Raw genomic sequence first — 20,092 nt, 5'->3', positions numbered from 1 at the left:
GCGAGCTGCAAGCCTGACGATACTGAAACACCGCAATCTGCTTTTACTTGCAGCTTGAAGCTCAAAGCTTTTACCTGCGTTTCGGGAATTGAAGATGAAAAACTGGCTGGACGAGATCAAATGGGACGCTGATGGCCTGGTGCCGGCGATTGCCCAGGATCACAAGACCGGACGCGTGCTGATGATGGCATGGATGAACCGCGAAGCGCTCGAGCTGACCGCCGCGGAAAACCGTGCAATCTACTGGTCACGTTCCCGTGGCAAGCTGTGGCGCAAGGGCGAAGAGTCCGGCCACGTACAGACCTTGCATGAAATGCGTCTGGACTGTGACGCCGACGTGATCATCCTGATGGTCGAACAGATCGGCGATATCGCTTGCCATACCGGCCGTCAAAGCTGCTTTTACCGCGTCTTCGAAAACGGCGACTGGAAAACGGTCGACCCGGTGCTCAAAGACCCGCACGCTATCTATTCCGCAGGACACAAACATGAGTGACACTCTGACGCGCCTCGCTCAGGTACTCGAAGAGCGCAAAGGCGCAGCCGCCGACAGCTCGTATGTGGCCAGCCTGTATCACAAGGGTCTGAACAAGATTCTGGAGAAAGTCGGCGAAGAGTCGGTCGAAACCATTATTGCCGCCAAGGACGCTGCCATCAGCGGCGACTGCAGTGATGTGATCTACGAGACGGCTGACCTGTGGTTCCACAGCATGGTCATGCTCGCCCAACTGGGGCAGCATCCGCAGGCTGTACTGGATGAACTGGATCGCCGCTTCGGCCTGTCCGGACACGTCGAGAAAGCCTCGCGTCCGTCCGCCTGAACAATTTTTAGAGAGGAACAGCAACATGGGCATTTTTGACTGGAAACACTGGATCGTCATTCTGGTTGTCGTGGTGCTGGTCTTCGGCACCAAGAAACTGAAAAACCTCGGCACCGACGTCGGCGAGTCGATCAAGGGCTTTCGCAAAGCCATGAACGACGACGAGAAGCCAAACGTCGATCCGACCGTGACGCCTGCGCAACCGGTACCACCGGTGCAGCCGCAAGCCACCGCTCAGGCCAACCCGCCGCACACCATCGATGTGCAGGCGCAGAAAGTCGAAGAGCCGATCCGCAAAGACGTGTGAGCACTGACTAATGTTTGGTATCAGCTTCTCTGAACTGCTGCTCGTCGGCCTCATCGCCTTGCTGGTGCTGGGCCCCGAACGCCTGCCGGGTGCTGCGCGCACCGCGGGCCTGTGGGTCGGCCGGCTGAAGCGCAGCTTCAACGCGATCAAACAGGAAGTTGAACGTGAAATCGGTGCCGACGAGATTCGTCGGCAACTGCACAACGAACATATTCTGTCGCTGGAGCAGGAAGCACGGAAAATCTTCAATCCGGCTCAGCAAGAGCCGACGCCGGTTGAAGTTGAACATGTCGGACAGCAGACGATTCATGCGCCAACCGCGCCCGCTGCACCTGTACCCGCTCCGGCACCGGCACCGGCAACTGCCACCGCTGTAGCGCCGAAAGATACCGTGCCCGCTACTGCGGAAACTTCGGTTGAACATGTATCTCCAACCGCCGCGCCGATCACACCTGCGCCTCACGACCCCACTCTGCCGCCGCGAGCCCCATGAGCGATCTCCCCGAAAACGACCAGCACATGCCGCTGGTATCGCACCTCACCGAGTTGCGCACCCGCCTGCTGCGTTGTGTGGCGGCGATCTTCATCATCTTCGCCGGGCTGTTCGCCTTCACCCAGCAGATCTACACGTTCGTCTCGACGCCGCTGCGCCAGTACCTGCCGGTCGGCGCGACGATGATCGCCACCGACGTGTCGTCGCCGTTCCTGACGCCACTGAAGCTGACGATGATGGTCTCGCTGTTCCTGGCGATCCCGGTGATCCTGCATCAGATCTGGGGCTTTATTGCGCCGGGCCTGTACAAGCATGAAAAGCGCATCGCGGTGCCGCTTCTGGTGTCGAGCATCATGCTGTTCTACACCGGCATGGCATTCGCCTATTACTTCGTGTTCCCGCTGATCTTCAAGTTCTTCGCTGCAGCCACCCCGGCCGGCGTGGAAATGATGACCGACATCGCCAGCTACCTCGATTTCGTCATGACGCTGTTCTTCGCCTTCGGCGTGGCGTTCGAAATCCCCGTGGCCGTGGTGCTGCTGGTGTGGATCGGCGTGGTCGACGTCGCCTACCTCAGGAAGATCCGCCCGTATGTGATTATCGGCTGCTTCGTGGTCGGCATGATCCTGACGCCGCCGGACATCTTCTCGCAGACCCTGCTGGCCGTGCCGATGTGGATGCTGTTTGAGATCGGCATCCTGTTCGGTGGCCTGATCAGCAAACGCGAACGCCCGGACGAAACCCCGGCCGACGATCACAACGACCAGCCGCCAGCGACCCAGGCATGAACCTGTTGTTGCTCGAGGAGGCCGACTTCATTGCGGCCGACCGTGTGGTGCTGCGCGATCGTCGCCTGACGCATATGCAGGAAGTCCATCGTTCGGAAGTCGGTGACAGCCTGCGCGTCGGGCGCATCAATGGGCTGATGGGTTCGGCTGAGCTGTTGCGGCTGGAGGCGGGTGAAGCGGAACTGCGCGTCAGCCTCGATCAGCCGCCGCCGGCCAAGTTGCCACTGACGTTGGTGCTGGCCCTGCCGCGCCCGAAGATGTTGCGACGCGTGTTTCAGACCGTGGCGACCATGGGCGTGTCGAAGGTGATTCTGGTCAACAGCTACCGCGTCGAGAAAAGCTTCTGGCAGACGCCGTTTCTTGAACCTGCAGCGATTCGCGAGCAATTGATCCTGGGCCTCGAGCAGGCGCGCGACACGGTGCTGCCAGAGATCGTCATCGAGAAGCGCTTCAAGCCTTTTGTCGAAGATCGACTGCCGATGATCACCGCAGGTACACTCGGCCTGGTTGGCCATCCCGGCAACTATCCGCCATGCCCTCGCGCCCTGAGCGTACCGGTGACCCTGGCCATTGGCCCGGAAGGTGGCTGGATCCCCTACGAAATCGACCTGCTGGCCAAGTCCGGCCTGCAACCGGTGCAACTCGGCGATCGTATCCTGCGCGTCGAAACCGCCGTGACCGCCCTCCTCGCCCGCCTCTTCTAAGCGCAACACCGATCCCCTGTAGGAGCTGCCGCAGGCTGCGATCTTTTGATGTTGTTTTAGAAGCAAGATCAAAAGATCGCAGCCTTCGGCAGCTCCTACATTTGCACCGTGCGGGGCCGTCGGATAAGTGGTGTTACAGATTGCCATCACTTGGCCGATACCCTCCCCATAAGTCCAATTAGTGGGTCGGGGAGTCGTCGCATGTACCGTTGGTTAGCCGAGAGTCTTGGAAACGTCAGCGTCAAACGCAAACTGGGAATCGGTTTCGGCCTGGTGCTGCTGCTGACGTTATTGATCACCTTCACCGGCTGGACCGGCATGAGCGGCATCATCAGCCGCGGCGACAAGCTCGGGTTCATCTCCAGCCTTAACGAGCTGACCAAGGATCTTCGACTGGCACGGGTGGACTATGAAGCGCGCCGTGGCGAACAAGGCCCGGGCACGGTAAACGAACTGCTGAGCAACCTCGACAGCGGTCTGCAAACCGCTCGCAGCCTGATCGAACAACCGTCCGATGCCGCCATGGTCGATCAGCAACTGGCCGCCGTTGCCGAGTATAAACGCGCCTTCGCCGATATGACCCAGGCCACCGTGCAGCGCGAAGATGCCCGAAGCAAGCTGGGCGCCAACGCCGACAACGCTGTAGCCAAAATCTCTGAAGTCGAAAAATCAATGCTGCAGGGTGACAGTGTTGCGCAGTTCAACAACGTGATCGAGCTGAGCAAACTGCTGCAACAGGCGCGCTATCAAGTGCGCGGCTACACCTATAGCGGCAAGGCCGAGGCGGAGCAACCGGCCTTGGATGCTATCGACAATGCCCTGAAAAAGCTTGAAAGCCTGCCTTCGCAACTGCCGGAGCAGCACATCGCCAACCTGCAACAGGCCACCGACTCGATCAAGGCCTATCGCGCGGCGGTCGCGCAGTTCCGCGACTCGCAGGTCACCAATGCCAAGTCGCTCGCGCGCATGTCCGCTCAAGGCGACATCCTGATCGACCTCAGCAAGAAGCTGACGGCTTCGCAAACTGTCGTGCGCGACACCGATGCCGCCCACGCCAAGAATATGTTGTTGATCGCCACCCTGCTGGCCTTGGCCTTCGGCTTGCTGGCCGCTTGGGCGATCACCCGGCAGATCATCATTCCGCTGAACCAGACCCTTAAAGTCGCGGAACGTGTAGCTGCCGGCGATCTGACCCACAATCTGGTCTCGCTGCGCCGCGACGAACTCGGCCAACTGCAACGCTCGATGCAGAGCATGACCCAGGGCCTGCGTGAGCTGATCGGCGGGATCAGCGAGGGCGTGACCCAGATCGCCAGCGCCGCTGAAGAACTGTCGGCGGTGACCGAGCAGACCAGCGCCGGGGTCAACAATCAAAAGATCGAGACCGATCAGGTTGCCACGGCCATGAACGAAATGACCGCCACCGTGCAAGAAGTCGCGCGTAACGCCGAAGAGGCCTCAGAAGCCGCCGTCGCCGCCGACCAACAGGCCCGCGAAGGCGACAAGGTGGTTGGCGAAGCAATCGCCCAGATCGAACGTCTGGCCGTTGAAGTCGGCAATTCCACCACAGCCATGGGCGAGCTCAAGCGCGAAAGCGACAAAATCGGCAGCGTGCTCGACGTGATCAAATCCGTGGCCCAGCAAACCAACCTGCTGGCGCTCAACGCCGCGATTGAAGCGGCGCGTGCCGGTGAAGCAGGACGTGGTTTCGCGGTGGTCGCCGATGAAGTGCGCAGCCTCGCGCAGCGCACTCAGAAGTCCACCGAAGAGATCGAAGAGCTGATCGTCGGCCTGCAAAACGGCACCCAGCAAGTAGCGACAATCATGGACAACAGCCGCACCCTCACCGACAGCAGCGTCGAGCTGACCCGCCGGGCCGGTGGCTCGCTGGAAAGCATCACGCGCACCGTCTCGGCGATTCAGGCGATGAACCAGCAGATTGCGGCGGCCGCTGAACAGCAGAGCGCCGTGGCCGAAGAGATCAACCGTAGCGTGCTGAATGTGCGGGACGTGTCGGATCAGACGTCGGCGGCAAGTGAGGAGACGGCGGCGTCCAGTGTTGAGCTGGCGCGGTTGGGCACTCATCTGCAGATGCTGGTCGGGCGCTTCAAGGTTTGAGGTGATTAAGTTGCCTCGGTTCGCTGAGGACCGAGGTGATGCTATCGCTGGCAAGCCAACTCCCACAGGTTTGTAGTCGATCACAAGGTGCGTGTTCAGCCGATTCACTGTGGAAGCTGGCTTGCCAGCGATGGCGTCCGAGAGGACGCCGAAGTTACAGGACCTGGCGTAGAAAAGCCTGAGCTCGCGGGTCCTTCGGCGCATCAAAGAACTCCGCTGGCGAGGCATCCTCCAGCAACTTGCCGTGATCGAAGAACAGCACCCGATCCGCCACTTCCCGGGCGAAACCCATTTCGTGGGTGACGCAGACCATGGTCATGCCTTCCACGGCCAGGTTCTTCATCACGTCCAGCACTTCGCCGACCATTTCCGGGTCGAGGGCCGATGTCGGCTCATCGAACAACATCACCTTCGGCTCCATCGCCAGCGCCCGGGCAATCGCCACGCGCTGCTGCTGACCGCCGGACAGGCGTGACGGAAACTCGTTGGCCTTCTGCGCGATGCCGACCTTTTCCAGCAATGCCATAGCCTTGGCTTCGCGCTCTTTCTTGCCACGCTTGCGCACGACTTTCTGTGCCAGACAGAGGTTTTCCAGCACGGTCATGTGCGGGAACAGATTGAAATGCTGGAACACCATGCCGACTTCGCGGCGGTAGGCGTTGACGTCGGTTTTCGGGTCGGCCAGTTGCAGACCGTCGATGCTCACCGAGCCGGAATCGAACTCTTCCAGGCCATTGAGACAACGCAGGAAGGTCGACTTGCCGGAACCGGACGGGCCGATCACTACCAGCACTTCGCCTTTGGCGACCGAGGTGCTGACGTTATCCACCGCGCGCACCACTTGCCCACGGGTGTCGAAGACTTTTACCAGATCGCGGACTTCAATCACTTTGCGCGAGCCTCCGCTCAAGCCGGCTGGCGATTTTCGACAGCGGCAGGTTGATCAACAGGTACAGACCGGCAACACAGAACAGAATCTCGAACGGCGAAAACGACGTGGTGATGACTTCACGGCCGCTTTTGAGCAGCTCGGTGATGGCGATCACCGACACCAGCGAGGTGTCCTTGACCAGACTGATGAACTGCCCGGCCAGCGGCGGCAGCACTCGCTTGAAAGCTTGCGGGAGCACGACGTGGCGCATCGACTGACCGGAACTCAGGCCGAGCGAACGCGCGGCTTCGTTCTGGCCCCGGGCAATCGACTGCACGCCGGAACGGATGATCTCGGCCACGTACGCGCCTGTGAACAGCGACAACGCGGCGATCCCGGCGAACTCCCGGGACAGGTTCATCACCGTGCCGATGAAGAAGTAGAAAATGAAAATCTGCACCAGCAGCGGTGTTCCGCGCACCAGTTCGACGTAGATGCTCGACAGGTCGCGCAGGGTCGGGTTGCTCGACAAGCGGCACAGCCCGGTAACCAGACCGATCACCAACCCGAGAATGCCGGACACCACCGACAACCAGAGCGTGGTCCACAGCCCCCATAACAGCGGCCCTGCCGCCCAATGCCGAGTAACACCCACGACGTCGCCTTCAGCCACATCGTCGCCCTGAGCGAATTGCAGGCTGTTCTCATCGACGGTCAGATGCTGTTCGTCACCTGCATCGTTGCGCAGGGTGACTTCAGCGCTGCTGCCTTTGCGCACCAGTTCAGTGACGGTGGAAATATCCGTGGCGCGCTGGGATTCTTCGGCTTGATAAGCGAAGTACTGCGGCACACGGTTCCAGCGCCATTCGTAGGACATCAGCGACGTGGCGTAATACAACGCACCGGCCAGACCGATCAGCACCAGCACGGTCAAGACGTGCCAGGGCCATTGGGCTTTTTTATGTTTCATTGCAGGTTCCGGAATTGGTGTTGCTTACAAGGCCCTCTTCGCGAGCAGGCTCGCTCCCACACTGGAATGAATTTCAAATGTGGGAGCGAGCCTGCTCGCGAAAGGGGCGACGCGGTCTGGCAGACCGGCGTTATTCCATGTCCTTGAGCCACTCGGTGCTCTTGAACCACTTGTCATGGATGCGATCGTAGGTGCCGTCTTCGTGGATCTGGTGCAGGAAGTTGTTGATGAAGTTGAGGCTGTCGTAGTCGCCCTTCTTCAGGCCGAAGGCCAGCGGCTCGTAGGTGAACGGCTTGTCGAGGAACACCAGTTTGCCTGCACCGACCTTGGTCACCGCCACGACGTTGTATGGCGCGTCGTAGATGAAGGCGTCGGCCTTGCCGTTGACCACGTCGAGCACGGCTTCCTGCTCGTTGTCGTAGCCGTGGTACTTGGCTTTGGAGATCAGCTTCTTGGCAACCATCTCACCGGTGGTGCCGAGCTTGGAGGTGATGCGGTAGTCGGCGGTGTTCAGGTCTTTATAGGACTTGATGGTGCCTTCCAGCTCCTTGCGGATCAGCAGGGTCTGGCCAACCACGATGAACGGGTCGCTGAAGTTCAGGCGCAGGTTGCGTTCTTGAGTCAGGGTCATGCCGCTGCCGATCATGTCGAACTTGTCGGTCATCAACGCCGGGATGATGCCGTCGTAACCGGTGGAGACCAGCTCCAGTTTGACGCCCATGGCCTTGGTCATGGCTTTGAGGATATCGACTTCGAAGCCAATGATTTCACCGCGCTTGTTGGTCATCTCGAACGGCATGTAAGTCGGATCCATGCCGACTTTCAAGGTGCCGCGCTTGACCGCGTCATCGATTGCGCCCGCGTGTGCCGCATTGACTGCAACCAGTGCCGTGACGCCGACCAGCAGCATCGAGAGATACTTCTTCATCTTCAAGTCCCCAAAACCATTGCGTTTGCGGCGCGAAAACCAACAGTGACGGGCAAAACAGCCCGGGCGCGCCAATTCGGGGACGGATGCTAACGCACTCGCTCTTTTGCACAAGGGTCAATGGGTGATTTGTTTGCCAATCAAGGGCGACCCTCACCCCGGGAGAGGGTTAGGGTGAGGGGCTTTTCAGCAGTCAAAAAAAACCCCGCTACATTAGCGGGGTTTCTTCATCAAGCCGGCTGAGCCTGCAATGCCACCGGTCGCAGCGGCAGCAACGGCGCATGCGGATCGGCTTTCACCGAGGCCCGCCATGCGTCCAGCCACTCGGCGTGACCTTCGGCCCAGACCTGCTCGTGCAGGCGTGCCAAGGCCACCGGGTCGCTCAGCAGTTGCAGGCGATCATGGTTGTTCAGCCCGGCAGGACCGACCTTGATCGCGTGACGCACACGCTCCTGACGCAGCCATTCAATCGGCTCGGCCTGACCGTGACGGGAGGTCGCCAGCGAGCACGCCAAGGCGTTCTGCTGCGGATCGACCACCGCGCGGACGAAGCCGTCGTTCAGTGCGTGCCAGCGATTTTCGTGGGTGTACTGATCGGTGGCCAGCAGTGCCTGTGGCGGATTGTATTCCTCAGGGATGAGAAACAGGCTCTCGTCACGGGACTTGAGGCCCAGACCGACACGGCTGGAAATCACCGACACCGGAATCGACAGCATCAACGAACCCACGATCGGCACCAGCCACCAGAGGAAGCTCGGGTTCAGCCAGATCACCAGCAAGGCCCAGAAGAAGCCCAACAGGGTCTGCGGACCGTGGCGTTTGACCGCCTCGCCCCATGGCGTGGAGTCGTCGTCACGCTGCGGCGAGTTCCAGGTCGCGGCCCAGCCGAGGAACGCGGCCAGAACGAAACGGGTGTGGAAAATCATCCGCACCGGCGCCAGCAGCATGGAGAACAACATCTCCAGCAGCATCGACAGGGTCACCTTGAACTTGCCACCGAACTCTTTCGCGCCCTTGGCCCAGATCAGGATGATGCTCAACAGTTTCGGCAGGAACAGCAGCACGATGGTTGTCGAGAACAGCGCGATCGCCTTCTCCGGGTGCCATTGTGGCCACAGTGGATAGAGCTGACGCGGTTCAAGGAAATACTGCGGCTCCATCAAGGTGTTTACCGCCAGCAGCGCAGTCGACAACACCAGGAAGAAGAACCACAACGGCGCCGACAGGTACGACATCACGCCCGTCAGGAATACCGCACGGTGTACCGGGTGCATGCCTTTGACCAGGAACAGACGGAAGTTCATCAGGTTGCCGTGGCACCAGCGACGGTCACGCTTGAGTTCGTCGAGCAGGTTGGGCGGCAACTCTTCGTAACTGCCCGGCAGGTCGTAGGCAATCCACACGCCCCAACCGGCACGACGCATCAGCGCGGCTTCAACAAAGTCGTGAGACAGGATCGCACCGGAGAACGCCCCTTTACCCGGCAACGGCGCCAAGGCGCAGTGGTCGATAAACGGCTTCATGCGGATGATCGCGTTGTGACCCCAGTAGTGGGATTCACCCAACTGCCAGAAGTGAAGGCCGGCAGTAAACAGCGGGCCGTACACACGGGTCGCGAACTGCTGCATGCGCGCATACAGAGTGTCCATCCCCGACGCACGCGGCGCGGTCTGGATGATCCCGGCGTCCGGCGTGGCTTCCATCAAGCGCACCAGACTGGTCAGGCACTCGCCGCTCATGACCGAGTCGGCGTCGAGGACGACCATGTACTTGTAGTCACCGCCCCAACGACGGCAGAAGTCGTCAAGGTTGCCACTCTTGCGTTTCACGCGACGACGACGGCGGCGGTAGAAGATCTTGCCGAAGCCCTTGGCTTCGCGGCAGACGTCCAGCCAGGCCTGTTGCTCGGCTACGCAGATGTCGGAGTCGTTACTGTCGCTGAGCACGAAGAAATCGAAACGATCCAGGTCACCGGTAGCGGCGACCGATTCGAACGTTGCACGCAAACCGGCGAATACACGCGGCACGTCTTCGTTGCAGATCGGCATTACCAGTGCGGTACGCGCTTCTTTGGCAATCGGCTCGTTGCCGGCACTTTTACCGGAGATACGGTATTTATCGTGACCGGTGAGCAACTCGAGGAAGCCCATCAGCGCGGTCCAGAAACCGGCCGAAACCCAGCAGAACAGAATCCCGAACAGAATCAGGATGCTGGTTTGCAGCGCATACGGCAGCACTTGCGTGGCGGTTTGCAGCAGTGGCTGATGCAGGACTTCTTCCAGATCAACGAACGACCAGCCTTGGTACGGCATGATGCCTTTCATGTACCAGCCGGCGACGATGGTCTGACCGAGCATCAGCACCAGCAAGATATAGCGACGGATCGAACCGACTGTGCGCCAGCGCGCCGCCGGCAGGACGTTCTCGTCCTTGGGCGGTTGCGGCGGGTTGGTGCGGCCAGTCAAGCGGCGCCAGCCGCGCACCAGAATATTGGTGCGCCACGGCTCCGGCACGACTTTGGTCCGACGGATCGGTGGCGTTGCCTTGAGGCTGACCCGACCGCTGGCGTCGAGCACCAGCATTTCCGCTTCTTCAAGCTCTTCAGCGGTGCTCAGTGTCAGGCGCTTGCCCACCGAAGCCTGGGCGGCTTCGGCAGGGGCGTCGAACGTCGAGGACGACAGGCGTTCATGCAACTCGCTGAACGACTGGCAGCCCGCGAGTTCCGCGCGCTGCTCGTCGGTCATCGGCAGATGCGCCAGGTACTCGGACAGAGTCTCTGGCTGTACTTGAGAGTTACTCATCGGCAGGCAACTGATAGCTCCAGGTCTCGGTCAGGACTTCTTCAGTCGGTGCCGATTCCGGTGTGGCTGTGGCCGCGTCCGCAGCGACTGGCTGCTTGGCGTCTTTGTTGGCCTTGTCCTTGGCATCTGCGGCTGGCTTGGCCTCAGCCAGTTTGGCCTCGGCTGCCTTGGCTTCTTTGTCGAGTTTCTCTTGTTGCTTGGCGGCAACCTTGTCGGCCTTGGCAACGGACGAGTTGGACGCCGGCACCGAAGACTTGGCCAGATCTGCCGTAACGATTGGCTGCACCAGAGCGGCACGCAGCTCGGTCGCCTTGCTCGCGTCCTTGATCTTCATGCGCAGGGTCAAACGCCAGCCCTTGGTTTCAGGGTTGTAGCGCACGTTGTTCTCGACCAGCTCGGCATTGTCGCCAACGCTGACCTGGCTGCGAACGTCCGCATCCGGGGCCAGAGCCGCCAGCGATGGACCTTCGAAGTCGACCAGATAAGCAACGCTGCCATCCGGCTGACGGATCAGGTTCGATTGCTTGACGTCACCGGTGGAGCGCAGAGTCTGCGCAACCCAGGCGCTGTCCGGCGCATGAATCGACGCTTCGTCCATGGTCCAGTGCATGCGATAGGCGAAGTCGAGTGGCTGACCTGGCTCCGGCAATTTTTCCGGGCTCCAGAACGCAACGATGTTGTCGTTGGTTTCGTCGGCGGTTGGAATCTCGACCAGATCGACGGTGCCTTTGCCCCAGTCGCCCTTCGGCTCGATCCAGGCGCTTGGGCGCTTGTCGTAGCGGTCGTCGAGGTCTTCGTAGTGGCTGAAGTCACGGCCACGTTGCAGCAAGCCAAAACCACGCAGGTTCTCGACGCCGAATTTGCTCACGGCCAGGTGTTTCGGGTTGTTCAGCGGACGCCAGATCCACTCGCCGTTGCCGGCATGGATCGACAGACCGCTGGAGTCGTGCAGTTCACGACGGTAGTTGAGGACTTTCGACGGCTGGTTGGCGCCGAACAGGAACATGCTGGTCAGCGGTGCGATGCCCAGTTTGCCAACCTTGTCACGCAGGAACATCTGCGCTTTGACGTCGACAACGGTGTCGCTGCCCGGGCGCAGGATCAGACGGTAGGCACCGGTAGCACGCGGCGAATCAAGCAAGGCGAAGATCACCAGGTGCTTGTCGCCCGGTTTCGGCTGCTGAATCCAGAACTCGCGAAAACGCGGGAATTCTTCACCCGACGGCAACGCGGTATCGATCGCCAGGCCGCGGGCCGACAGACCATAGGTGTGACCCTTGCCGACGACGCGGAAGTAGCTCGCACCGAGCATGGTCATGATTTCGTCTTGCTTGTCGGCCTTGTTGATCGGGTACAGCACACGGAAACCGGCATAACCCAGTTGCTCGGTGGCTTTGGGATCAAACTTCAGGTCGCCAAAATCGAAGCGAGTCGGGTCGTATTTGATCTCATCGACGCTGGTAGCGGTGATTTCGTTGATTTTCACCGGTGTATCGAAGTGCATACCCTGGTGATAGAAGGAGAGCTTGAACGGCGTCTTCTTATCAGCCCACTCAGCCTTTTCGGTGAGGAAGCGGATTTTCTGATAGTCCGCGAATTTCATGTCGCGGAATTCGTTCGGCAGGTTGCTGCGCGGGGCTTCGAACTTCTGCCCGGCCAGCTCTTTAGCCTTGGCCGACACATCGTCAAGATTGAACGCCCAAAGCTGACCGGCACTGAGCAGGCACAGGAGCGCCGAACCCGCTACCAGAGCACTTCGCATGCGTTTGGCAGACATTTTTGCTGCATTACAGGGACTAACAATCACGAGCAACCCTCGCCGAAAACAGATCAATAAACCAACGGCCAGATGAGGTGCCTGTGGGGTTTTGGGCTTCGAAAAGCCGACCTTCCAGCACACTCTTGCCAAGTTGGCGAGCATTGTTCCGACTCCGCTAGGGCAAAATGATTCCCCAATCGGATCCGGACAAGTCTCTACCTAAGTCAAAACGGACCAACGAACGCCGATCCCCGTAGCGCGCGATTATCTAGTAGCCCGCATGACAACGCATCAGGGGTAACAAAGTATTTATCGCGAAAAATGCCTGTTTTCAGTCGAAATGCCTTTAAAAGATGTTTCAAGCGCTTTCAGGTCTGTAACAGGAAGGTTACCGGGCCATCATTGACCAGATGCACCTGCATATCTGCGCCGAATCTACCTGATGCCACAGTGCCATGCATCAGTTTCGCTTTGCCTAATAGATAGTCGAACAATTCTTCGCCAAGGGCCGGAGGTGCAGCGGTCGAAAAACTCGGGCGCAACCCGCTTTTTGTGTCGGCAGCCAGGGTGAACTGAGAGACCAGCAGCAACCCACCGCCAACATCGGCGAGAGACAAGTTCATCTTGCCCTCGGCGTCGCTGAATACCCGATAGTTAAGCAGCTTATGCAGAAGTTTGTCGGCGCTGGCACGCGTGTCGTCGGGTTCTACCGCCACCAGCACCAACAAGCCTTGATCGACCGCGCCAACCACCTCGCCCGCCACTTCCACTCGCGCACCGCGTACGCGCTGTAAAAGCCCCTTCATGCTTCTTCGGGCGGCAGATCGAGCAGACGACGCGCCATATTGCCCGCCGCGCGCACCAGCGCATCAGTAATGCCCGGTTCGGATGCGGCGTGGCCGGCGTCGCGGATCACCTGCAACTCACTGTTCGGCCAGGCCTGGTGTAATTCCCAGGCGTTGTCGAGCGGGCAGATCACGTCGTAGCGACCGTGGATGATCACGCCCGGCAGATGAGCGATCTTGCCCATGTCACGAATCAACTGGTTCGGTTCAAGGAAAGCGTTGTTGGTGAAGTAGTGACATTCGATGCGCGCAATCGACAGCGCACGCTGCGGCTCGGAAAAGCGATCGACCACCAGAGGATTCGGCCGCAGCGTCGCGGTGCGCCCTTCCCAGGTCGACCAGGCCTTGGCTGCATGCATCTGGGCGATCTGGTCGTTACCGGTCAGGCGTTTGTGGAAGGCGCTGAGCAAGTCATCGCGCTCGTCCAGTGGGATAGGCGCGATGTAGTCCTGCCAGTAATCGGGGAACAGGCGGCTGGCGCCGGCCTGATAGAACCACTCGATTTCCTGCGGACGGCAAAGAAAGATCCCACGCAGGATCAGACCGTGAACACGCTCCGGGTGGGTTTGCGCGTAGGCCAGCGCCAGGGTCGAACCCCACGAACCGCCGAACAGCACCCATTTGTCGATGCCCAGGTGCTTGCGGATGCGCTCAAGATCGGCGACCAGATCCCAGGTGGTGTTGTTTTCGAGGCTGGCGTGTGGGGTCGAGCGTCCGCAGCCACGCTGGTCGAAGGTGACAATGCGGTAAATATTCGGATCGAAATAGCGACGGCTCTGGGCGTCGCAACCGGCGCCCGGACCACCATGGATGAACACGACCGGCAAGCCTTCCGGTGAGCCGCTTTCGTCGACGTACAGCGTATGGGTGTCATCGACAGCCAGATCGTGCCGGGCGTGAGGTTTGATCTGCGGAAACAAAGTCTGCATTGCGCGCTCCGTAAGGGGTCGAGGTCATCCCTGGGGGGACTTCTATTATTCTGCCGTTTGGCATCATAAACCCGATTTACGTCAATGAGCATGCCTGTGCGCTGTCGCCGCTTGTCAGCCATAAACCAAAGCGGTTTTGAGCCACACAGAAAACCTGTGGGAGCGAGCCTGCTCGCGAAAGTTGTGGGTCATGCAACATAGATGTTGCCTGACCGGCCGCCTTCGCGAGCAGGCTCGCTCCCACAACAAATTGTGTGATTACGTGCGGTAGCGGGATTCGCCCCACTTCAGCAAGCCCTGCAGCAATTCCTTGAGCACCACCTGCGTCGGCTCGGCCAGATCGGCGCGGTAGCGGAACGGTTCGAATTCTTCCATGTAGGTGCACTGCCCCAGTTCCAGTTGCACCGCGTGAATATTTTCGGCCGGGTTGCCGTAATGACGGGTGATGTGGCCGCCCTTGAAGCGCCCGTTCAGCACATGGCTGTAGTCGCTGTGGCGCGCGCAGATCGCCTCCAGTTGAGTCGCCAGCTGCGGATCGCAACTGGCGCCGTTGAAGGTGCCGAGGTTGAAGTCCGGCAGCTTGCCGTCAAACAGGTGCGGGATGATCGAACGAATCGAGTGCGCATCAAACAGCAGCGCATAGCCGAACTCGGCCTTCAGCCGTGCCAGCTCTTGCTGCAAAGTGCGGTGATACGGCGTCCAGATTTGCTCCAGATACGTCGCGCGCTCTTCTTTCGACGGCTCCAGCCCTTCCTTGAACAACGGGATGCCATCAAACAGCGTTGCCGGATACAGGCCGGTGGTGGCCCCGGCGTACAACGGTTTGTCGTCGGACGGCCGGTTCAGGTCGATGACGAAGCGCGAATACTCGGCCGCCAGGGTGCTGGCGCCCAGCGCTTCGGCAAAGTCGTACAGTTGCGGAATATGCCAGTCAGTGTCCGGCAGGCTTTGCGCGTCGCCGATCAGGCCGGCCTCGACCACCGGGGTCAGACGTATACCGGCATGGGGCATGCTGATCAGCAGCGGCACGCGACCTTGTTTGAAATTCAGAACCTTATCCACAACCGCTCTCCTACAGACTTGATTCAACGCCGTGACGCACGACGCGTTTGTCCAGATCGCCACCGAGCCAATACGCCAGATCCGCCGGGCGATCGATCTGCCAGGCGACGAAATCCGCGACCTTGCCAACTTCCAGCGAGCCGTGGGTGGCGGCCATGCCCAGCGCTTGCGCGGCATGAATAGTCGCACCAGCCAAAGCCTCTTCCGGGGTCATGCGGAAACAGGTGCAGGCCATGTTCAACATCAAACGCAGCGACAACGCAGGCGAGGTGCCCGGATTGAGGTCGCTGGCGATGGCGATTTTCACCTTGTGTTTGCGCAAGGCGTCCATCGGCGGCAACTGGGTTTCGCGCAGGAAGTAGAACGCGCCCGGCAGCAGCACCGCGACGGTGTCGGACGCGGCCATGGCGATGGCATCGGCTTCGTCCATGAACTCCAGGTGATCGGCGGACAACGCCTTATAACGCGCGGCGAGGCTGGAGCCGTGCAGCGACGACAATTGCTCGGCGTGCAACTTCACCGGCAGACCGAGTGTTTGCGCGGCGATGAAAACGCGCTCGACCTGCTCCGGCGAGAACGCCAGGTATTCGCAGAACGCGTCCACCGCATCGACCAGACCTTCGGCGGCCAGCGCAGGCAGCATGTCGGTGCAAATGTGATCGATGTAATCGTCGGCGCGATCCTTGTACTCCGGCGGCAACGCGTGAGCGGCCAGGCAGGTGCTGCGCACGCTGATCGGCAGCTCTTTTGCCAGACGACGGATGACCCGCAGGATCTTGCGTTCGTTGGCCAGATCGAGACCATAGCCGGACTTCATCTCTACCGTGGTCACGCCGTCGCGCATCAGGCTTTTCAGGCGTTTGGCGGCGCTGGCGAACAGCTCATCTTCCGACGCTTCACGCGTGGCGCGCACGGTGCTGGCGATGCCGCCACCGGCCGCTGCGATCTCGGCGTAGCTGACGCCTTGCAGACGTTTCTCGAACTCGCCGCTGCGATTGCCACCGAACACGGTGTGGGTGTGGCAATCGATCAGGCCGGGCGTGACCCACGCACCTTGCAGATCATTGACCGCCGGGTAGTCTCCAGAGGGCAATTGATTACGCGGGCCGATCCACTCGATGAGCGCACCGGACGTCACGATGGCGGCATCCTCGATGATCGAGTAGACGCCCTGCGCCATGGTTGCGACGTGGCAGTGTTGCCAGAGGGTTTTCATCCCTTAGTCTCCACAGTATTCAAAATCGATTTCGCGAGCAGGCTCGCTCCCACAGGGGTACGCATTCCGACTGTGGGAGCGAGCCTGCTCGCGAAGAGGTCATCAAAGGCTAGGCAGCAATTTCGCCGGCACCAGCTCGTTCAAACACCGCGAAGCCAGCAGCTCAGTCGCCGCATTGATGTCCGGCGCAAAGAAGCGGTCTTTCTCGTAAAACGGCACTTCCTTGCGCAGAATGGCCCGAGCCTGTTCCAGCTTCGCCGAGGTCTTCAGGCCATTGCGCAAATCCAGCCCCTGCACCGCCGCCAACCATTCCACGGCGAGAATCCCGCGAGTGTTCTCGGCCATTTCCCACAGACGCTTGCCGGCCGCTGGAGCCATTGAAACGTGGTCTTCCTGGTTGGCTGAAGTTGGCAGGCTGTCCACCGAATGCGGGTGGGACAACGCCTTGTTCTCACTGGCCAGTGCGGCCGCCGTCACCTGAGCGATCATGAAACCAGAGTTCACTCCGCCATTGGCCACGAGAAACGGCGGCAGTTGCGACATGTGCTTGTCCATCATCAGCGAGATGCGGCGTTCGCTCAGTGAGCCGATTTCAGCGATCGCCAGCGCCATGTTGTCAGCGGCCATGGCCACGGGTTCGGCGTGGAAGTTACCGCCGGAAATCACATCGCCTTCAGCGGCAAACACCAGCGGATTATCGGAGACGGCGTTGGCTTCAATCGCCAGCACTTCAGCAGCCTGGCGGAACTGGGTCAGGCAGGCGCCCATGACTTGCGGCTGGCAGCGCAGGGAGTACGGATCCTGGACCTTGTCGCAGTTCTGGTGCGAGTCGGAAACTTCGCTGCGCTCACCCAGCAAATCGCGGTAAGCAGCGGCCGCATCGATCTGGCCTTTCTGCCCGCGAGCCGCGTGGATGCGCGCATCGAACGGCGAGCGCGAACCGAGCACCGCTTCAACCGTCAGACCGCCCAGCGCGATGGCGCCCGCAAACAAATCCTCACCTTCAAACAGACCACGCAACGCAAAAGCAGTAGAAACCTGAGTACCGTTGAGCAACGCCAGACCTTCCTTCGCCGCCAGCGTCAGCGGCGTCAGGCCGGCGACTTTCAGCGCTTCGGTCGCTTCCATCCACTCGCCCTTGTAACGCGCCTTGCCTTCGCCAAGCAGCACCAGCGACATGTGCGCCAAAGGAGCCAGGTCGCCGGAAGCACCGACCGAACCTTTCAACGGAATGTGCGGATAGACCTCGGCATTGATCAGTGCAATGAGCGCATCGATCACAACGCGACGGATGCCGGAAAAACCACGGCTGAGGCTGTTGACCTTGAGCACCATTACCAACCGCACCAGCGCATCGCTGATCGGCGCGCCGACGCCGGCAGCGTGGGACAACACCAGCGAGCGCTGGAGGTTTTCCAGGTCTTCGCTGGCGATGCGGGTCGAGGCCAGCAGGCCGAAACCGGTATTGATGCCGTAGGCGGTACGATTTTCGGCGAGGATCTGCTCGACGCAGGCGACGCTGGCTTCAATCTGTTGCGAGGCGCTGTCGTCGAGGGTCAGCTTGATCGGGTTCTGATACACGTCACGCAGTTGGGCCAGGCTCAGTTGGCCGGGAATCAGGTTCAGCGCAGTCATTTTGTGCTCCTTTTGAGAGTTTATTGTTAACTCGCCAGACGCTCCGGAGATGTCCGTTGTCCGTCGCGTCTGCCCTTTTGGGGAGCCGCGCCTTGGCACGCTGGCGTAGATAGATTTTCAGTGCAGATTCGGTAATACGCGGTGCAGCAAATTCGAGTCTTTCAGAACACTCGCGGCGGCGGCGATATCCGGCGCCAGCCAGCGATCCTGATCATAAGCCGGGACCTTTTCGCGCAGCAGTCGCCACGCAACATCGGTGCCCGCGCCGAAACGTTGTTCCTTGAGGAATTCAAACGCCTGCGCTGCCAGCAGATATTCGATGGCGAGGATCTGCGTGCAGTTTTCCAGGGCGCGATGCAGTTTGAGCGCGGCGTTGGTGCCCATGCTCAAGTGGTCTTCCTGCAAACCTGAAGTGATGTAGTTGTCGAGCACCGCCGGTTGTGCCAATTGGCGGTTTTCCGCACACAGCGACGCGGCGACGTATTGCACGATCATCATCCCGGAGTTAACCCCCGGATTGGCCACCAGAAATGCCGGCAGACCGCTGACGTGAGGATTCACCAGGCGATCGAGACGACGCTCGGCAATCGAGCCGATTTCCGCCATGGCAATCGCCAGCAGATCTGCCGCCATTGCCACCGACTGACCGTGCGGGTTGGCTTGCGACATGACGCGGAATTCGTCCGGTGTGCCCAGCAGCAGCGGGTTATCGGTGCAGCCATTGAGTTCACTTTCGATCTGTTTGATCGCATGCTCCAGTTGATCGCGCGCGGCGCCGTGCACCTGCGGAATCGAACGGATGCTCAGCGCGTCCTGAGTGCGAATGCCTTTGCTCGATGCGATCACTTCACTGCCGTCGAGCAATGCACGCAGATTGACGCCAACCTGCTGCATCCCCGGATGCGGTTTCAGCGCAATGATCTCGGCATCGAACGCGGCGATCTGCCCGCGCTGCGCTTCGAAACTCATGGCGCCGATCACGTCGGCCCATTGCAGCAGACGCGTGGCGTCGGCGATGGCCAGGCAGCTGAGGCCAGTCATGCACGGCGTGCCGTTGACCAGACACAAACCGTCCTTCGCGCCGAGTTGCACCGGTTGCAGGCCCTCTTCGGCCAGCGCTTGTTGAGCAGAGGTGATTTGCCCGCGATAGCTGACGTTACCGACGCCCAGCAGCGCGATGCCGATGTGCGCCATGTGGGTCAGATAACCCACCGAGCCTTGCGACGGCACCTGCGGCGTGATGCCGCGATTGAGCAACGCCAGCAGCGCTTCGACCACCTGGCGATGGATGCCGGATTTGCCGTGGCTGTAGTTGTGGATCGCGGCACAGATGATCGCGCGGGTTTGTTCGTCAGCCAGCACCGGGCCGACGCCGCAGGCATGGCTGAGCAAAGTGTTGCGTGACAACTGGCTGAGCTGTTCGTCTTTCAGCGAGACGTTGGAGAGCCCGCCCAGGCCGGTGTTGACGCCATAAGCGCGCTCGCCGCTGGCAACAATGCGCTGGACGATGCCTTGCGCGTTTTCAATGCGCGCCCACGTGTCGCTCGACAGTTCGAGCGGCGCGCCGTGACGGGCGACGGCGACTACGTCTTGCCAGCGCAGGTGGGCGCCAGTGATCACGACTTTTTCAGCCTGGGACATCTTTAACCTCAACCGTAATATTGATGCAGCTTCACTGGCCCTATCGCTGGCAAGCCAGCTCCCACAGGATCTCCAGTGTTCACACAATCTCTGTAGGAACTGGGCCTGCCAGCCCCCACAGAGCCCCCAGTGTTCACACAATCTTTGTAAGACCTGGGTCTGCCAGCCCCTATAGAGTCCTCAGGGTTCACACATTCCCTGTGG

Annotated in this window: 17 protein-coding genes and 2 pseudogenes; 8 read left to right on the top strand and 11 right to left on the bottom strand. The window is 60.4% G+C overall.

From position 1 onward, the window contains the following. Positions 1-94 precede the first annotated feature (94 nt). The 8 genes and pseudogenes from hisI to IEQ42_RS27635 all read left to right on the top strand — a co-directional run bounded on the left by hisI (position 95) and on the right by IEQ42_RS27635 (position 5,231). Positions 95-496, top strand: coding sequence for a phosphoribosyl-AMP cyclohydrolase (gene hisI, locus IEQ42_RS06185; protein WP_007909357.1), 402 nt, complete (start codon positions 95-97; stop codon positions 494-496). Then, entirely contained in the window at positions 489-821 is a 333-nt protein-coding gene (locus tag IEQ42_RS06180) for a phosphoribosyl-ATP diphosphatase (RefSeq protein ID WP_003220849.1), read from the top strand. Before hisI ends, IEQ42_RS06180 begins: the two co-directional genes overlap by 8 nt. 25 nt (positions 822-846) lie before the next feature. Then, positions 847-1,128 carry a twin-arginine translocase TatA/TatE family subunit gene (locus IEQ42_RS06175; protein ID WP_042557245.1) on the top strand — a complete coding sequence of 94 codons (282 nt, stop codon included), beginning with the start codon at positions 847-849 and terminating at the stop codon, positions 1,126-1,128. A gap of 10 nt (positions 1,129-1,138) precedes the next feature. Then, positions 1,139-1,621, top strand: coding sequence for a Sec-independent protein translocase protein TatB (gene tatB, locus IEQ42_RS06170; RefSeq protein ID WP_210702910.1), 483 nt, complete (start codon positions 1,139-1,141; stop codon positions 1,619-1,621). After that, a complete protein-coding gene (gene tatC / locus IEQ42_RS06165; protein WP_150604819.1) occupies positions 1,618-2,409 on the top strand; it encodes a twin-arginine translocase subunit TatC in 792 nt (263 codons plus the stop codon). The genes tatB and tatC overlap by 4 nt, the downstream gene beginning before the upstream one ends. Beyond that, a complete protein-coding gene (locus tag IEQ42_RS06160) occupies positions 2,406-3,113 on the top strand; it encodes a 16S rRNA (uracil(1498)-N(3))-methyltransferase (RefSeq protein ID WP_210702909.1) in 708 nt (235 codons plus the stop codon). The genes tatC and IEQ42_RS06160 overlap by 4 nt, the downstream gene beginning before the upstream one ends. A 201-nt stretch (positions 3,114-3,314) precedes the next feature. Then, a pseudogene (locus IEQ42_RS27640) lies at positions 3,315-4,376 on the top strand (methyl-accepting chemotaxis protein); the annotation flags it as partial. Next, positions 4,359-5,231, top strand: a complete 873-nt coding sequence (locus IEQ42_RS27635) for a methyl-accepting chemotaxis protein (protein WP_395593817.1) — start codon at positions 4,359-4,361, stop codon at positions 5,229-5,231. The pseudogene IEQ42_RS27640 and the gene IEQ42_RS27635, both read left to right, overlap by 18 nt. Positions 5,232-5,385: 154 nt before the next feature. Here IEQ42_RS27635 and IEQ42_RS06150 read toward each other — a convergent pair whose 3' ends face one another. From IEQ42_RS06150 to hutH (IEQ42_RS06100), 11 genes and pseudogenes are all read right to left on the bottom strand, one after another. Continuing rightward, entirely contained in the window at positions 5,386-6,120 is a 735-nt protein-coding gene (locus IEQ42_RS06150; protein WP_042557240.1) for an amino acid ABC transporter ATP-binding protein, read from the bottom strand. After that, the gene (locus IEQ42_RS06145) at positions 6,113-7,072 is read right to left on the bottom strand and encodes an amino acid ABC transporter permease (protein WP_210702907.1); all 960 of its coding nucleotides are present in this window, start codon (positions 7,070-7,072) and stop codon (positions 6,113-6,115) included. The genes IEQ42_RS06150 and IEQ42_RS06145 overlap by 8 nt, the downstream gene beginning before the upstream one ends. A 130-nt stretch (positions 7,073-7,202) precedes the next feature. After that, the gene (locus IEQ42_RS06140) at positions 7,203-8,000 is read right to left on the bottom strand and encodes a transporter substrate-binding domain-containing protein (RefSeq protein WP_150603992.1); all 798 of its coding nucleotides are present in this window, start codon (positions 7,998-8,000) and stop codon (positions 7,203-7,205) included. A gap of 213 nt (positions 8,001-8,213) precedes the next feature. Continuing rightward, a pseudogene (mdoH, locus tag IEQ42_RS06135) lies at positions 8,214-10,801 on the bottom strand (glucans biosynthesis glucosyltransferase MdoH). Further along, entirely contained in the window at positions 10,794-12,578 is a 1,785-nt protein-coding gene (locus IEQ42_RS06130) for a glucan biosynthesis protein G (protein ID WP_228731947.1), read from the bottom strand. Before IEQ42_RS06130 ends, mdoH begins: the two are co-directional and overlap by 8 nt. Positions 12,579-12,928: 350 nt before the next feature. Continuing rightward, positions 12,929-13,366 carry a D-aminoacyl-tRNA deacylase gene (dtd, locus tag IEQ42_RS06125; RefSeq protein WP_210702904.1) on the bottom strand — a complete coding sequence of 146 codons (438 nt, stop codon included), beginning with the start codon at positions 13,364-13,366 and terminating at the stop codon, positions 12,929-12,931. Beyond that, positions 13,363-14,334: a prolyl aminopeptidase gene (pip, locus tag IEQ42_RS06120; RefSeq protein WP_210624062.1), complete on the bottom strand. Its 972-nt coding sequence runs from the start codon at positions 14,332-14,334 to the stop codon at positions 13,363-13,365. Before pip ends, dtd begins: the two co-directional genes overlap by 4 nt. 258 nt (positions 14,335-14,592) lie before the next feature. Further along, a complete protein-coding gene (gene hutG / locus IEQ42_RS06115; protein ID WP_210702903.1) occupies positions 14,593-15,396 on the bottom strand; it encodes an N-formylglutamate deformylase in 804 nt (267 codons plus the stop codon). A gap of 10 nt (positions 15,397-15,406) precedes the next feature. Then, a complete protein-coding gene (gene hutI, locus IEQ42_RS06110; protein ID WP_210702902.1) occupies positions 15,407-16,612 on the bottom strand; it encodes an imidazolonepropionase in 1,206 nt (401 codons plus the stop codon). Positions 16,613-16,714: 102 nt separating this feature from the next. Continuing rightward, a complete protein-coding gene (hutH, locus tag IEQ42_RS06105) occupies positions 16,715-18,247 on the bottom strand; it encodes a histidine ammonia-lyase (RefSeq protein WP_210702901.1) in 1,533 nt (510 codons plus the stop codon). A 117-nt stretch (positions 18,248-18,364) separates the two neighbouring features. Next, positions 18,365-19,888, bottom strand: coding sequence for a histidine ammonia-lyase (gene hutH / locus IEQ42_RS06100; protein WP_210702900.1), 1,524 nt, complete (start codon positions 19,886-19,888; stop codon positions 18,365-18,367). Positions 19,889-20,092: the final 204 nt, after the last annotated feature.

The organism is Pseudomonas iridis, assembly GCF_017980685.1.
GTDB classification, from domain to species: Bacteria; Pseudomonadota; Gammaproteobacteria; order Pseudomonadales; family Pseudomonadaceae; genus Aquipseudomonas; species Aquipseudomonas iridis.
This window is presented reverse-complemented; position numbering and strand designations above follow the sequence as displayed.